General features: G+C 62.2%; 11 protein-coding genes. 7 read left to right on the forward strand and 4 right to left on the reverse strand.

The window, feature by feature from the left end; genetic code table 11:
* From hutG to hutC, 4 genes are read right to left on the reverse strand one after another with little or no spacing between them, the layout of a single operon-like run.
* Entirely contained in the window at nt 1-966 is a 966-nt protein-coding gene (gene hutG, locus ACSQ19_RS16475) for a formimidoylglutamase (RefSeq protein WP_046934806.1), read from the reverse strand.
* Nucleotides 963-2,501 (reverse strand): histidine ammonia-lyase, encoded by a 1,539-nt coding sequence (gene hutH / locus ACSQ19_RS16480; RefSeq protein ID WP_202924162.1) that lies wholly within the window; start codon nt 2,499-2,501, stop codon nt 963-965. Before hutH ends, hutG begins: the two co-directional genes overlap by 4 nt.
* Complete coding sequence (hutU, locus tag ACSQ19_RS16485; protein ID WP_414710770.1) at nt 2,498-4,189, reverse strand: urocanate hydratase; 1,692 nt, start codon at nt 4,187-4,189, stop codon at nt 2,498-2,500. Before hutU ends, hutH begins: the two co-directional genes overlap by 4 nt.
* A 7-nt stretch (nt 4,190-4,196) precedes the next feature.
* Nucleotides 4,197-4,922, reverse strand: a complete 726-nt coding sequence (gene hutC / locus ACSQ19_RS16490; RefSeq protein WP_046932594.1) for a histidine utilization repressor — start codon at nt 4,920-4,922, stop codon at nt 4,197-4,199.
* Nucleotides 4,923-5,079: 157 nt separating this feature from the next.
* Between hutC and ACSQ19_RS16495 the strand changes: the two genes are divergently transcribed.
* The 7 genes from ACSQ19_RS16495 to ACSQ19_RS16525 all read left to right on the forward strand — a co-directional run bounded on the left by ACSQ19_RS16495 (nt 5,080) and on the right by ACSQ19_RS16525 (nt 15,645).
* Nucleotides 5,080-5,472, forward strand: coding sequence for a CopL family metal-binding regulatory protein (locus tag ACSQ19_RS16495; protein WP_074053011.1), 393 nt, complete (start codon nt 5,080-5,082; stop codon nt 5,470-5,472).
* Between the two features lie 117 nt (nt 5,473-5,589).
* A complete protein-coding gene (locus tag ACSQ19_RS16500) occupies nt 5,590-8,310 on the forward strand; it encodes a TonB-dependent receptor (RefSeq protein WP_327482754.1) in 2,721 nt (906 codons plus the stop codon).
* A 50-nt stretch (nt 8,311-8,360) separates the two neighbouring features.
* Nucleotides 8,361-9,068, forward strand: a complete 708-nt coding sequence (locus tag ACSQ19_RS16505) for a PepSY domain-containing protein (RefSeq protein WP_213605120.1) — start codon at nt 8,361-8,363, stop codon at nt 9,066-9,068.
* Nucleotides 9,065-10,891: a PepSY domain-containing protein gene (locus ACSQ19_RS16510; protein ID WP_435998472.1), complete on the forward strand. Its 1,827-nt coding sequence runs from the start codon at nt 9,065-9,067 to the stop codon at nt 10,889-10,891. Before ACSQ19_RS16505 ends, ACSQ19_RS16510 begins: the two co-directional genes overlap by 4 nt.
* Nucleotides 10,892-10,973: 82 nt before the next feature.
* A complete protein-coding gene (locus ACSQ19_RS16515; protein ID WP_200909222.1) occupies nt 10,974-11,570 on the forward strand; it encodes an RNA polymerase sigma factor in 597 nt (198 codons plus the stop codon).
* Nucleotides 11,567-12,508 carry a FecR family protein gene (locus tag ACSQ19_RS16520; protein ID WP_327482756.1) on the forward strand — a complete coding sequence of 314 codons (942 nt, stop codon included), beginning with the start codon at nt 11,567-11,569 and terminating at the stop codon, nt 12,506-12,508. The genes ACSQ19_RS16515 and ACSQ19_RS16520 overlap by 4 nt, the downstream gene beginning before the upstream one ends.
* Before the next feature lie 98 nt (nt 12,509-12,606).
* The gene (locus tag ACSQ19_RS16525; RefSeq protein WP_327482757.1) at nt 12,607-15,645 is read left to right on the forward strand and encodes a TonB-dependent receptor; all 3,039 of its coding nucleotides are present in this window, start codon (nt 12,607-12,609) and stop codon (nt 15,643-15,645) included.
* The last annotated feature ends 14 nt before the right edge of the window (nt 15,646-15,659 follow it).

Genomic DNA, 15,659 nt, shown 5'->3' on the forward strand with positions numbered 1-15,659 from the left:
TCAAGCCATAGAGTTCAGCTGCCCGCTCCTGTTGAGCGCCGGTCGTACCGCGCTACAGGCGCGGTGGATTAGGCGAGCGGCTATGCGCGCAGTAGCTTGATCTAAGTCCAAGGGCGGACACAGCTCAGCCACATCCATCAACCGCACCTTTCCTGAAGCCAGGATCAAGTCCATCAATGCTTCCACGACCTCTAGGCTCACGCCTCTTGGATTAGGCGCGCTCACACCCGGAGCAGTGGCTTGCGGCAATACATCCAGGCACAGGGTCAGGTAGATTACGTCCACCGCATCACACCAGCGATTCACCACTTCCGCTTGTGCGTGCCAATTCCACGCGTTTAGGGCGTCATCGGTGATGTAGTGGGCGCCCTCACGTTCGGCCGTAGCGAACAAGCGCGGTGTATTGCTGGAGCGACTGACGCCAATGCAGTGGTACTGGAGCGGCGTGGCACTCCTGTGGGCGTGCTCCAATGCTTGAAGGAAGGGCGTGCCGGAACTCGCACACCCCTGCTCGCGTAAATCGAAATGAGCATCGAAGTTGAAAATGCCGATTCGCGATGGTGATGGTCCGAGGTGGCCGCACAGGGCCGCATAGCTGGCATAGCCAATTTCGTGACCTCCGCCTAAGCCGACGACCCAATGCCCGCTATCCAAGAGTTGTTGGGCGCGCTGGGAGTAGTGGGCCTGTGCCAGCTCCAGGGCACGATCCTCGCAGACGATATTGCCTGCGTCGTAAAGAGGGCAGGGTTGTAGCACGGGCAGGTTGGCCAACGTCCTGCGAAGTGCATCGGGCCCTTGTGCAGCACCTGGCCGTCCGGCATTGCGACGAATGCCTTCATCGCTGGCAAAGCCCAGCAGGGCAATGCCAGGAGCGCCAAGATCCGGGTCCGACGCCACCACCTGATGCCAGCGCTGGGTATCGGCCGACAACGGCAGATCCACGCGCCCCGCCCATGCAGGATTCACCTGCCCGTCTCCTGCAATGGCCACTCCAGGAACGGTTGCAGCCCCCCTCGTTGGATGAAGGCCTCGATGGCCTGCATCTCGGGGGCCAGATAGCGGTCCTCGTCGTAGCGGGGTACCAGGGCGCGTACCTGCGCGTGCACCGCTTCCAAAGCCTGCGAAGACTGCAGCGGCCGTCGGAACTCGATGCCTTGGCAGGCGGCAAGCATTTCGATGGCCACGATGCGACGCACGTTATCGGCCACCTCGCGAGACTTGCGCGCGGCGAAGGTCGCCATGCTGACATGGTCCTCCTGGTTGGCCGAGGTCGGCAAAGAATCCACGCTGGCGGGATGGGAGAGGGTTTTGTTTTCGCTGGCCAGTGCAGCGGCGGTCACGTGGGCGATCATGAAACCTGAATTGACGCCCGGGTTGGCCACCAGGAATGCGGGCAGACCTGACAAAGTCGAATCGATCAACAAGGCAATCCGGCGCTCGGCTAAGGCACCGATCTCCGACACTGCCATGGTCAGTTGATCCGCAGCAAAGGCCACGGGCTCGGCGTGGAAGTTGCCACCCGAGATCACTTCGCTGGTATCGGTGAAGACCAGTGGGTTATCAGAGACCGCGTTGGCCTCTGTCCACAACACTTGTGCCACATGTTGCATCACGTCGCGTATGGCCCCCATCACCTGAGGCTGGCACCTGAGACTGTAAGGATCCTGCACACGCGTGTCGTTCTGACGATGCGACTCACGGATCGCGCTACCGGCCAGCAGGCGAAGGTAGTGCTTGGCCACGACAATCTGGCCCGGCTGGCCACGCACGGCATGGATGCGCGGATCGAAGGGCGAGTCAGAGCCGCAGGCGGCATCGACGCTCATCGCGCCGCTCAACACGGCAGCTGAGTAGATCTGCTCTGCCGCGAACAGCGCCATCAATGCAATGCCGGTGGATACCTGCGTGCCGTTGAGCAGGGCCAGCCCCTCCTTGGCCGCCAGCCGGATCGGGGTGATGCCCGCGTGTTCCAGCGCCTGGCTGGCGGGCAGCACCTGTCCGTCAACCCGCACGTGGCCTTCGCCCATGGCTGCCAACGTCAGGTGCGCCAACGGTGCCAGATCGCCGGAGGCGCCTACTGAGCCTTGGGCAGGAATGCAGGGCCAGATCTGTGCGTTGTAGATCGCCACTAGCGTAGCCAGCGTCTGCTCGCGTACGCCCGAGTAGCCTCGGGCCAGAGACGCGATCTTGGTGGCGAAGATCAGTCGTACGCAGGCGTCATCGAGCAGCGGGCCCATGCCAACGGCATGGGAGCGCACCAGGTTGGTCTGCAGTTGCTCCAATTGCTCGCGCGCTATGTGGACCTTGGCCAGCTTGCCAAAGCCGGTGTTGATGCCATAGGCAGGCTCACCGGCCACCACGATGGCCTGGACGGCTTGGGAAGAGGCGCGCACCTGATCCCAACAGGCGGGGTCCAGTGCGATGGGGGCGGCACCTTCGGCGATCTGCCGCAGCTGCGCCAAGGTCACTTGGCCAGGCGTCAAGTTCAGCATGATGCTCACTCCAGGATGGCCGGCAAGATCAACTCATGCTCACGCGCGCACGCCAATGCTTGCTCGTAGCCGGCATCAGCATGGCGCATGACCCCGGTGGCCGGATCGTTCCATAGCACGCGCGCCAGCCGCCGGTCGGCTTGTTCAGTGCCATCGCAGACGATGACTACACCCGAATGCTGCGAAAACCCCATGCCCACGCCGCCTCCGTGATGCAGGCTTACCCACGTGGCGCCGCCACTGGTGGCCAGCAGGGCATTGAGCAGCGGCCAATCCGATACCGCATCGGAACCATCACGCATGCCTTCGGTTTCGCGGTTGGGGCTGGCGACCGAGCCACAATCCAGATGATCACGCCCAATCACGATGGGCGCCTTCAATTCGCCGTTACGCACCATTTCATTGAATGCCAAAGCCGCTTTGTGTCGCTCGCCCAGACCCAGCCAGCAAATGCGGGCAGGCAGGCCTTGGAACGCGATGCGCTCCCGCGCCTGATCCAGCCACTGGTGAAGATGCGTGTTATCCGGAAACAGCTCTTTGACCTTGGCATCGGTCTTGTAGATATCTTCCGGGTCGCCGCTGAGGGCCACCCATCGGAAAGGCCCCATGCCCCGGCAGAAGAGCGGACGGATACAGGCGGGCACGAAGCCAGGGAAGGCGAAGGCATTGTCCACGCCTTGATCCAGGGCCACTTGCCGGATGTTGTTGCCGTAGTCGATCGTCGGCACGCCCAGCGCGTGGAAATCAAGCATGGCGCGTACGTGCGTGGCGCACGAGGCGGCCGCGGCCTGCGCCAATTCACGGCGTTGGCCGTCGCTGCCCGCCCGGGCCTGCTCCCACTGCGACACCGTCCATCCCGACGGCAGATACCCGTTGATCAGGTCATGCGCCGAGGTCTGATCGGTCACCGCATGGGGGCGGGCGCCGCCATTGCGTGCAAGAGCGACGAACTGCGGGAGTAATTCGGCCGCATTGCCCAGCAATCCCACCGACACGGGGACTGGACTGCTTTCAATGATCTGCAGGGCCTGCTCGATGGAGGTGGCCTTGTGATCGACATAGCGTGTGCGAATGCGAAAATCGATTCGCGACTCCTGACACTCGATCACGATGCTGCTGGCGCCGGCTAGCGTTGCGGCCAATGCTTGCGCGCCGCCCATACCGCCCAAGCCTGCGGTGAGGATCCACTTGTTCTGCCAGTTGCCACCGTAGTGCTGGCGACCCAGCTCAACGAACGTCTCGTAGGTTCCCTGCACGATGCCCTGGCTACCGATGTAGATCCAGCTGCCGGCGGTCATCTGCCCGTACATCATCAAGCCCTTCTTATCGAGCTCGTTGAAATGCTCCCAAGTCGCCCAGTGGGGCACCAGGTTGGAGTTGGCGATCAGTACGCGCGGTGCATCCTTATGCGTGCGGAACACGCCTACCGGTTTTCCCGATTGCACCAACAAGGATTCATCATCCTCAAGCGATCGCAACGTTTCCAAGATACGGTCAAAGCTTTTCCAGTCGCGCGCAGCACGACCGATGCCGCCGTAGACCACCAGGTCTTCCGGGCGCTCGGCAACATCGGGGTCCAGATTGTTCTGGATCATGCGGTAGGCCGCTTCAGTCAGCCAGCTCTTGCAGTGCAGCTGGGTGCCGATCGGAGCGCGAACGGTGCGCGCAGGGGAAGCGGAGCGTTCCAAGGTATCCATCAAATCCTCAAGGGGTCAGGGGGGCGCCAACCTGGAAGGTGCCCACAAAGCGGTAACGAGATGCCGGGTGAATCAACCGCACAAAGCTGGCCACCTGTCCGCGCGACCACGTACGTCGGGTCAGCACCAGCAACGGATCGCCTTCGTTGATCTTCAGTTGCGCAGCCAGACGCTTGCTGGCCGTCTCGGCTTCAATCACATGTTCGGCGCGCTCCAGCGGCGCAACGCGCATCAAGTACTGATGCGGAATCTCGGTGTGGAAATCGATGTCCAGGTAATCCGGCGCCACGCTGGGTTGCACAAAGCGATCCTCCAACTGCACGGGCTTGTCATCGCTGTGGTGGAGCAGGCGGCTGTGGAACAGCTCCGTGCCCGGTGTCAGGCCGAAGTTGGTCGTCACACTGGAGCGCGCCTCGACCGTCTCGCAGATCAGCACCTGGACCGAGTGTGTCTGGCCGCGGGACTGAATCTCTTCGCGAATGTTGCGCACCTCAAACATCGCCGATTCGGCCTTGGGCCCCGCGACGAACGTGCCCACGCCTTGCACTCGGGTCAGCACGCCGGCGTCGGTTAACTCGCGCAGCGCTCGATTCACTGTCATGCGAGACAAGCCGAACTTGGCCGTCAGTTCGTTCTCGCTGGGGACGCGACTGCGCGCGGGCCAGTCGCCGTTGGTGATGTGACGCAGGATGAAGTGCTTGAGCTTCTGGTAGTGCGGCTTGGGTTCGTCCATGGCCCAAGCATTACATGTCTATACAACCAGTCCAACCACTTTCGATGCTGTGCTGCACAAGCAGTTGACACTAAGAATTTCCTCGTGCTATTGCTGTGGTATAGACAACCTACGGGTTCGCCACACGCTCATGCCGTCGCTTCGCGTGCTACTGCGTATGTTCCTGATCCTCGTGCTCTGCGCGGATGGGATCCTGAGCGCGCAGGCCACCACGCGGATGGCCGTGCGGCATATTCCTCCCCCAGGTGCGGTGAATGGCACCCACTCGGTGCACGGCGGCGCGCGTGTCAATGAACGCGCCAAGATTAGTAACGATTGCAACAAAATTCGTCCCGGTGGCAAGCAAGCCGGGCAGGGTGATCAGAACGATCATCAGTGCGACTGCAGCACCACCTCCTGCGACTGCAGCTGTGTGCTCACCTTCTTCGCCGGGCGTGTGCCGGTCATCTTTGCCGCCCAGCACGCCCTGACGAGCACCTACCTACCTACGCCTGAGTTGCCGCCGCTGCGACGACAGGTATCCCGGCTGTTCCGACCTCCCATCGGCTAATGCTGCTTGGTCGCCATTGATTGGCGACGTCTACGCACGCCCTGATGTCGCATAGGCCCCCACGTCTGGGGCACCAGGGTCATACGCATGCATTGCCCTTCGGGGGAGAGAGAACCCATGTACTTCAAGCGCAATCCTTTGGCGGTATCCGTCGGTGCCCTTCTGTGCGCCGGTTTTTCCACGGTGGCTCTGGCTCAGCAGGCTGAACAGGGCGCCACGAGCGAGTCGGCCAAGACGCTGGACACCGTCCAGGTCACCGGCAGCCATATCAAGCGACTGCAGCTGTCCGGTGTTGGTCCGGTCACCGTGGTTGATGCCGAAGCCATCGAGCGCTCCGGTGCCACTTCAGTGGAGACGCTGCTGCAGCGCCTGCCGGCCTCGGCCGGTTTTGCCGGCAGCCAGTCCAATGCCTACTGGGCCGAGAACGGCTACGGCACTACCCAGGTCAATCTGCGCGGCTTGGGCATTAACCGCACGCTGGTTCTGCTCAATGGTCGTCGTGTGGTCAATGGTGGCACCGGTGCCAACAGCTCGGTGGACCTGAACATCATCCCGGTAGCGCTGATCGAGCGGATCGAGGTCCTCAAGGACGGTGCCTCAGCCATCTACGGTGCCGATGCCGTGGCGGGTGTGGTGAACATCATCACCAAGAAGAACTACGACGGTGCCGAGGCGGCAGTGCGTTATGGACAGACCTTCGAAAGCGATGGCGAAGAAAAGTCGTTCGATTTCGCTTGGGGTATTACGTCAGACCGCGGTTCGTTGATGGCCGGCATCAACTACTCGGAGACCGGCACGGTCAACATGGCCTCACGCGCACCGTGCGGCTTGGGTGAGGTCGACGGGCAACTCGAATGTGTGGGCAGCTCGGCCACCATCGGTGGGCGCGCCTTGCTAGCCGACGGCTCGCGCGTGAACTTCAACCAGGATCCCAATGGTGACGGGGATTTCTATGAACCGTATTCGGCGGCCAAGCATAACTACAACGGCAATCCCTATCTCAATGCCGTCAATCCGATCAAGCGTTTGAGCTTCAGCCTGTTCGGCGACAGCACGGTGAATGAAACCACGCGCGTGTTCACCGAGCTGATGTTCACCAACCGCCAGTCCGATCAGCTGGCCACGCCCGGCAGCCTGGGTGTCTATCGCCCGATCAACATCGCGGCCAGCCACCCGACCAACCCGACCGGCCAAGACCTGCTGCTGCAGCGCCGCCGCCTGGAAGAGGCCGGCCCGCGCGAGTTCTTCCAGGAAACCAATACCTTCCGCGTGGTCGCGGGCATTGAAGGCCAGTTGGGCATGAACTGGGACTGGTCGGCCGCGCTGAACTGGGGCCGCAACACCGGTGTGGATGGCTCGACCAATGTGGCGAACCTGGACCGGGTGGATGACACGCTCAACACCGCGCTGTGCAGCAACACGCCCGGCGCGGCGATCCCTTGCGGTGACTATCTCGGCTACGGCGACCTGACCCCCGAGGTGCTCAACTACATCCTGTTCAGGACGCGCGACAACGGCGGCAACGACCAGAAAAGCTTCACCGCCAACATCAGCGGCCAGCTATTCGAGATGCCGGCCGGTTGGGTGGGCTTTGCCTCCGGCATTGAGGTTCGCAAGGAGCGTGGTTGGCGCGATCCCGATCCGCTGACGGTACTGGGCATTGCCAACACGAACCAACAGGATCCGATCGCCGGTGAGTACACGGCCAAGGAAGCCTTCGCCGAGTTTGCCGTGCCGCTGTTGCAGGACAGCGTGATCGCCGAGAGCCTGACGCTCAATGCCGCGGTGCGTTACTCCGACTACGATCTGTTCGGCGAAGACGTGAACTACAAGGTGGGGCTGGATTGGCAGATCGTGCCGTCCTTGAAGGTGCGCGCCAACTACGCCACGGCTTTCCGCATCCCTAACATTCCCGAACTGTTTGGTGGCGTGGCCGAGGGCAACCTGACCACGACCGATCCCTGTAGCGGCTGGAGCAGCTTGCCGGCTGATTCGGTAGTGCGTCAGAACTGCCAGGCGTACGGCGTACCGACAGGCTACGTGCAGCCGGGCAACACGATCCTGACCACCTCCGGCGGCAATCCTGACCTGGAGCCGGAAGATGCCAAGTCCTTGACCGTGGGCGCGGTCTGGACCCCGAGCTTCCTGCCAGGGCTGACGCTGACGGTGGACTACTTCAACATCAAGATCGACAACGCGATCCAGCGTATCGATGGCTCAACCAAGCTGTCGATCTGCTACAACACCCCGGGCTTGGCGCATCCGTTCTGCGGCAATGACAACTTCACCCGCAATCCGATCACCGGTGAAGTGGACTTCCTGTCGTCCCAGCCGGTCAATGCGGCCAACGAGCGTGTTCGCGGCATCGATCTGGGAGGCCTGTATGAGTTCGCAGTCGCAGGCTTCGACTCCACTCTGAGCGTGGATGTGTCCTACCTGGATCAGTACGACGTGCGGCCGTTCCCAGGGGCGGATGTGATCGAGTACGCCGGCAAGATCACCGGTGGCCGTGGCAGCTTTACTCACTGGCGCGCCTTGACCTCGCTGACGATGGAACGCGAAGCCTGGTCCGGTTCTTACAGCTTGCAGTACATCGGCAAGGCGGATGACATCAACGCCAGCCCAGGCGACATTGGCGATCATGCCCCCAGCGTGACCTACCACAATGTCCAGCTCAAGTACGCACCGAACAAGACCTTCGATGTGTCCTTCGGCATCGACAACCTGTACGACAAGAAAGCCCCGTTCATCCAGAGCTACACCGACGCCAATACCGACACGATGACGTATGACCTGCTGGGTCGTCGTTGGTATGCACGCGTGGGTTACCACTGGTAAGGCCTGCTTGGCCTGCTCCCGTCCTGGTGACGGGAGCAGGCGTTGTCCTCTTGTCGAACGAGATCACTATGAAATCGGCTTTCTGGGCACGCAAGGCCCACAAATGGATTGGCCTGATCATCGGCGTGCAAGCGCTGCTTTGGATGATCAGTGGCGTGTACATGACGGTCATCTCCTTGGACATCATCCACGGCGATCACCTGGCCCATGCCCATCAGCAGCCGCTGGTGGCACCCACCCACTTGTCCGGTGAGGAACTGCAGCGGCGCTATCCGGGCATGACGCAGGTCAAGCTCAAGCGGCTGCTTGAGCGGGATGTCTACGAGATTCACGCCCGCGATCAGGTGTACCTGCTGGACGCCACGACGGGGGAGGTGCTCTCCCCAGGTGATCAGCAGATGGCGATCGCCTTGGCAAAAGACGTCTATCAGGGCCAGGCACCCGTAGCTCGGGTCGAGTGGGTTACCCAGGCGCCGCAAGAAGTGGCCACCCGCCCGGTTCCCATGTGGGCGGTGCACTACGCCGATGCCGGTGAAACCACCCTGTATTTCTCGCCCTACAGCGGCGAGTTACTGGCGCGGCGGCACAGCCTGTGGCGCTGGTTTGATTTCCTGTGGATGTTCCACATCATGGACTACGAGGCCCGTTCGGACGTCAACAACACCTTGTTGCGCGTGGCCTCGGCGGTTGGCTTGGTGTTCGTACTCAGCGGTGCCTGGTTGCTGTTCTACAGCTTTCGCAGGAGGGCCGCAGCATGACGCCCTGGATGAGAACGCTGCACAAATGGGTCGGCTTGATCATCGGCCTGCAGTTGCTGCTTTGGATGGCCAGCGGCGTGATGATGAGCTGGCTGGACCACGATCAGGTGCAGGGCCATGAGTTCCAAGCTCACGAGCATGCGGCCCATGAGTGGCCTGCCAACGCCCGCTCGCCGGCCAGTTTCCTGGGTGGAAACAAGAAGATCAGTCGCGTCAGTTCGGGCTGGTTGCTGGATACCCCGGTCTATCAGTTGGCCGATACCCAGGGCATTACCTTGGCCAACGCCGTGTCCGGTCAACACATTGCCTTGGACGCGGCCTGGGCCACACGCCTGGCGCAAGCCTCCTATACCGGCCCTGGCACGTTGAAAGCGCCGCGCCTGTTGGAGTGGAGTGGTGAGGTACGCGATCACGAAGGCCGACTGTGGCGCGTGGATACCGACGATGGCCAGGACACTACGGTGTACCTGTCTGCCCAGACGGGCGAGGTGCTTTACCACCGCAACAAGACCTGGCGCCTGTTCGATGTGTTCTGGATGCTGCACATCATGGATTACACCGGGCGCAAGAACTTCAACAACCCGCTGGTGGTCACCGCTGCAATCGGCGGTCTGTGGTTGGCGCTGACCGGCATCTGGCTGCTGTTTGCCAGCTTCCATTGGAGCGAGTTCGTGCCGCGCCGCTGGCGTCCGGCACGCGAGTTGTCGGTATTCGGTCCGGATGGGACACGGCTGCGCACCGTACGAGCGTCGGCAGGCGACAACGTCTACGTCTCGCTGGCACGCGAAGGCGTGCAATTGCCGTCCAACTGCGGAGGAGGGCAGAGCTGCGGCCTGTGCGAAGTGCGCTTCCGCGGCGCGGCGCCCAAAGCCACCGCGGCCGATCGCGCCCACCTGGGGGCCAGCAAGGTCAAGATGGGCTATCGCCTGGCCTGCAACCTGGCTGTGACGGAAGACACCGATGTCGAGGTGGCTGGCGGGGCCAGCCTGTGGACCGAGTATGGCGCCACCGTGGAGCAGGTAAATGCGGTGACGCCTTTCCTGCGCGAGATCGTGCTCAAGCCCGATGAGGACCCCGGGCCGGAATATCAACCTGGCGCTTACTTGCAGGTGCATGTGCCCAACTACGAGGTACCGGTCCACAAGCTGGTGAGGCCCGAGCACCACCATCAGGAGTGGGCGGGCGTGGACCTGCCCGAGAAGTTGGTCAACCGCGAACCGGTCCGTCGGGCGTACTCGCTCGCCTTGCCTGTCGATCAGGCACAGGGGCGACTGACCTTGCTGGCCCGCTTCAGTCCCGGACGATCGGACAAGAAGCGCCATCCTCCTGGCAGGGGCTCGACCTACCTGTATACGCTCTCGCCCGGGGATCGGGTCTGCTTCAGCGGCCCCTTCGGCGACTTTGCGCTCAAGCCTCACGGACGGGAGAAAGTCTTCATCGGCGGCGGCGCGGGCATGGCCCCGCTGCGCGCGATGATTCGGACGCTGTTGGCGGGGCAGGGCGGTGAGCGGATCCACTTCTGGTATGGGGCGCGCAGTCTCAAGGAAGCGCCCTACATCGAGGAGATGGAGGGCCTGGCCCAGCAGCACGACAACTTCAGCTGGCACTTGGTGCTGTCGGATGAAGCGCAGAACGACGATGCGCTATTGCGGGGCCTGGTGCATGAGGTAGCGCATGACCGCCTGCTCAAGGCTCATCAGGCTTTGGCCGATTGCGAGTTCTATCTGTGCGGACCGCCAGCCATGCTTAAGGCCACACGCGAGCTGCTGACTCGGCTGGGTGTACCCGACAGCCAGGTAGCCTTCGACGACTTCAAGATCTGAGGCAGTCCCGCCGGCCGAACGTGCCGGCGGGGTGAGGCGTACCGGATTTTTCCCATGCACTCGTCCCAGTGAGTGGACGTGCTTGAGCCTGCCTGATGAATCAGCGAGTACCCCGGTGACCACGGCGCTGGATGAGTGGTTCATATCCCATGTCCTGCCCCTGGAAGGCTTGATCCATGCCTTCCTGCGCCGGCATGGACATGAGGACAGCGAGATTCCTGATCTTAGGCAGGAGGCTTACGCACGCATCTACGAAGCCGCGCGACGGGGCTTGCCCGCGCAGACCAAGCCCTTTGTCATGACCACCGTACGCAACCTGCTCATCGATCGCATTCGCCGCTCTCGCATTGTGTCCATTGAAGCGATGGCCGATGTGGAGCAGGCGGTCATGCAAAGCGATGAGGTCACGCCGGAGCGACACTTAGGCGCCCGTGATGAACTGCGCCGCTTGCAGCAAGGCTTGCAGAAACTGCCCCACAAATGTCGACAGATCGTGGAGCTTCGCAAGATCTACGGTCTATCCCAGCGCGAAGTGGCCGGACGATTGGGGATCGCCGAAGATACGGTGGAGCGTCAGACCCTGTTGGGTATGCGTGCCTTGGCCGACTTCATGCTCGGCGGTACCGGCAAGATCCAGCGTCCGTCACGGCGCTTCAACAAGGAACGTTCGCAGCCATGAGCCCACACAAGGACATCGAACAGGTCGCGGCGCAATGGATCAACCGGGCCGAGTCCCCGCAATGGACTGCCCAAGACCAGATGCAGCTGCAAGCCTGGCTGGAACAGGACACCGCCCATCGTGTGGCCTGGCTTCGTCTGAAGTCGGTGTGGACGCGTGCGGACCGGTTGGCGGCCGTGCGCGGCGTGCAGCTGCCGCGCACACGTCATTGGCGTGCACCGACGCGCTGGGCCATTGCCGCCAGTGTTGCCATGCTGGCGGTGCTGTTCACCCTCACGGAGTGGGGCCCTGGCACGCGCTACAGCACCGAGGTTGGCGGCCGGGAAGTGATCGCCCTCTCGGACGGTTCCCGCCTGGAGCTCAACACGCACACGCAGGTGCGGGCGCAGGTGGACCCCTCGCTGCGCCATGTATGGTTGGACAAGGGCGAGGCATTTTTTGATGTAAAGCCCGATCCGGCGCACCCGTTCGTCATCCATGCCGGTGACTATCGTGTCGTGGTGCTGGGAACGAAGTTCTCCGTCAGGCAGGAACGCGAGCGCCTGGAAGTGGCGGTGCTGGAAGGCAAGGTGCGCGTTGAGCCGCTAGTGGCCAAACCCGGCCGGCCGCCGGTGATCGTGCAGGGCGGGGGACTGCTATACAGCAAGCCGGCGGGAACGCTGGTGGCGGTAAACGCTCAGGACAAGGTGCGCCGGTCCTTGAGCTGGCGCCATGGAACCCTGGAGTTCGATCAAACCACGCTGGCGGATGTGGCGGCCCAGTTCAATCGCTACAACGATAAGCAGTTGGTACTGATGGATCCGGAAACGGCCCACATGCGTGTGGGCGGCAGTTTCGATGCCACAGGTGTGGATGCCTTCGCACGTCTGTTGGCCACCGGCTTCAACCTGCGCGTGGAGACGCAGGGTGATCAGATTCGCGTGTCCCAACCGCACTGAGACGCCACCAGACATCAATCTGAAATATTTCATACCGGAAGCGTGCCGTCCTCTCGTCACAGATATCAGGCCGATTCGCGCCGACCTGGGGAAAATGCATGGCACGTACGAAAGTGGCGAGGACAGCGTTGGCTGTCATGTGTGGTCTGGTCATCGCGGCCTCCGCCGCTGCACAAACGAGCAGTTTTGATATTCCCGAAGGGGATCTGAAAGTCGCGCTGGAAGCCTATGCCCGGCAATCGGGCGTTCGCCTGGTCTACTTGAGCGAAGACGTTCGTGATCGACGCACCGCAGGCGCGCGTGGGGACATGTCCCAGGATGCAGCGCTGAACCGCCTGCTCGCCGGAACCGGACTGACGGTCAAGCGCGATCAAAGCGGCGCGCTGGCAATCGTGCGAGAAGGTGCCAACACGCCGACGCCTACGCGCAACGCACCGACCTCCGGTGTAGGGCAAGCCGGTCCCGATGCCTCGTACAGCGCCTCCCTCTCCGGCGGCGCCGACGCCTCAACGCCGTCGGCCGCTTCACCCACCACCTTTGATGCGGTCCAGGTGACCGGCAGTCACATCAAACGCGCCCAGATGTCCGGAGTGGGCCCCACCACGGTCATTGATGCCGAGACCATCCAGAGCTCCGGTGCCGTCTCGGTCGAGACACTGCTGCAGCGCTTGCCTGCATCGGCCGGTGCAGCCGGCTCGCAATCCAACAACTTCTGGACGGGTAACGGTAACGGCACCACCCAGATCAACCTGCGTGGCTTGGGCGTCAACCGCACCTTGGTACTGCTCAACGGCCGACGCGTGGTCAACGGTGGTACCGGCGCCAACAATTCGGTGGATCTGAACGTGGTGCCCTTGGCCCTGGTTGATCGCATCGAGATCCTGAAGGACGGCGCATCGGCGATCTACGGCGCCGATGCCGTGGCCGGTGTGGTGAACATCATCACGCGCAAGGAAATGGATGGCATGGAGCTATCCACCCGCTATGGTCAGACTTTCCAGGGCGATGGCGAGATCGGCTCCTTCAACCTCGCCTTCGGTACCACCGGCGAGCGCAGCTCAATGTCGGGTGCCCTGACCTATGCCGAAAGCGGCACCATCACCATGGCTTCGCGGGCACCGTGTCCGTTGGGTGTGGTGGCCGGCACCCTGCAGTGCGTGGGCAACTCGTCCACCATCGGTGGGCGAGCCCGGCTGGCCGATGGTCGCGTGGTCAACTTCAACCAGGACCCCAACGGGGATCCACGCTCCTACGAGCTCTATGATCCGGCCAAGCACAATTACAACTACAACTTGTTGCTCAATGCGGTCAGCCCGATCAAGCGAGTGGGCTTGAGTGGCTTTGGTCAATTCGACCTGACCGAGAACACCCGTCTGTTCACGGAACTGATGGCGACCAATCGCCAGTCCAATCAGCGCGCTTCGCCCAACACCTTGGGGGTGTATCGCACCATCCGGATCGCCGCCACCAATCCCACCAATCCCACCGGCCAGAACCTGACCCTGGAACGTCGGCGTCTGGAAGAAGCCGGGGCGCGCATCACCGAGCAGGAGGTCGATACGTTCCGTACCGTGCTTGGTTTGGAGGGGCAGTGGGGCGATAACTGGGCGTGGAATATCGCGATGAACTGGGGCCGCAACTCAGCCACGGACAGCTCGACCAACATCGCCAACCTTGATCGGGTCGAGAACACGCTCAACACCAGCCTGTGCAGCAACACACCAGGGGCGGCGGTTCCGTGCGGCAACTACCTGGGCTACGGAAACCTGACGCCCGAAGTGCTGGATTACATCCTGTTTACCCAGCGTGGATCCGGTGGCAATAGCCAGCAAGGGGTCAGCGGTACGATCTCCGGCGCCTTGTTCGATTTGCCTGCCGGTAGCGTTGCGTTCGCCTCGGGCGTGGAGTTTCGCAAGGAACGCGGATGGCTGTACCCAGATCCGCTGGTAGTCAACGGCAGCGCCAACATCGTGCGTCAGGATCCGATCGAAGGTGAGTACTCGGCCAAGGAAGCCTTTGTCGAGTTTGCCGTCCCGCTGCTGCAGGACGTCCCGTTGGTGGACTACGCAACCCTGAACCTGGCCGGCCGCTACTCCGACTACGACCTGTTCGGCAGTGACACTAACTACAAGGTAGGGCTGGATTGGCAGGTGGCCGAACCCCTCAAGATTCGTCTCAACTACGCAACGGCTTTTCGTATCCCCAGTATTCCGGAGTTGTTCGGTGGCATCGGTCAAGGCAGCCTGACCACGCTGGACCCGTGCAGCAACTGGAGCACGTTGCCGGCCGACTCGGTCATTCGGGCCAACTGCCAAGCCGCGGGCGTGCCGACCAACTTTCGTCAGTTGGGCAACACCATCCTCACCACGACCGGCGGCAATCCCGACCTCAAGCCTGAAGATGCGCGGACCTTCACGGCAGGCTTTGTGTGGACCCCAGGCTTTGCGCCGGGGCTGACGCTCACGGCCGACTACTACCGTATCCGCATCGAGAATGCGATCCGTAGCATTGAAGGTTCGGTCAAGTTGCGTGCGTGCTACACCACACCGAACTTGGCCCATCCGTTCTGCTCACCGGCCAACTTCACCCGTGATCCGATCACCGGTGAGGTCAACTACCTCTCGTCCCAGCAGGTCAATGCGGCCAGCGAGGAATCCGAAGGTGTTGATATCGGTGTGCTGTATCAATTCGATGTGGCCGGCTGGCAGGCCAGCGCGAGTCTGGACGCCTCGTATCTGGAGCGTTACGACGTCACTCCCTTCGCCGGTGCCACCACCATTGAGTACGCCGGCAAGATCACCAGCGGCTTGGGTAGCTACACCCAGTGGCGTGGCTTGGGCTCACTGCGCATGGGCAAGAACCGTTGGACTGGCGTCTATTCGGCGCAGTACATCGGCAGCGCGGACGACATCATCGCCGTGCCCGGCACGATCGGCTCGCATGTGTCCAGCGTGGTGTACCACAACCTGCAATTGAGCTACGGCATCAAAAAGAAATGGGACATCTCGGCCGGCGTTGAAAACGTGCTCGATAAGAAGGCGCCGTTCGTGCAGAACAACCCCAACGCCAACACCGACACCATGACGTACGACTTGCTGGGTCGTCGCTGGAACGTCCGCTTTGGTTACCACTGGTAAGTCACGACCCCAAG

It is taken from the genome of Pseudoxanthomonas sp. LjRoot127 (assembly GCF_964253495.1).
Taxonomy (GTDB): Bacteria; Pseudomonadota; Gammaproteobacteria; order Xanthomonadales; family Xanthomonadaceae; genus Pseudoxanthomonas_A.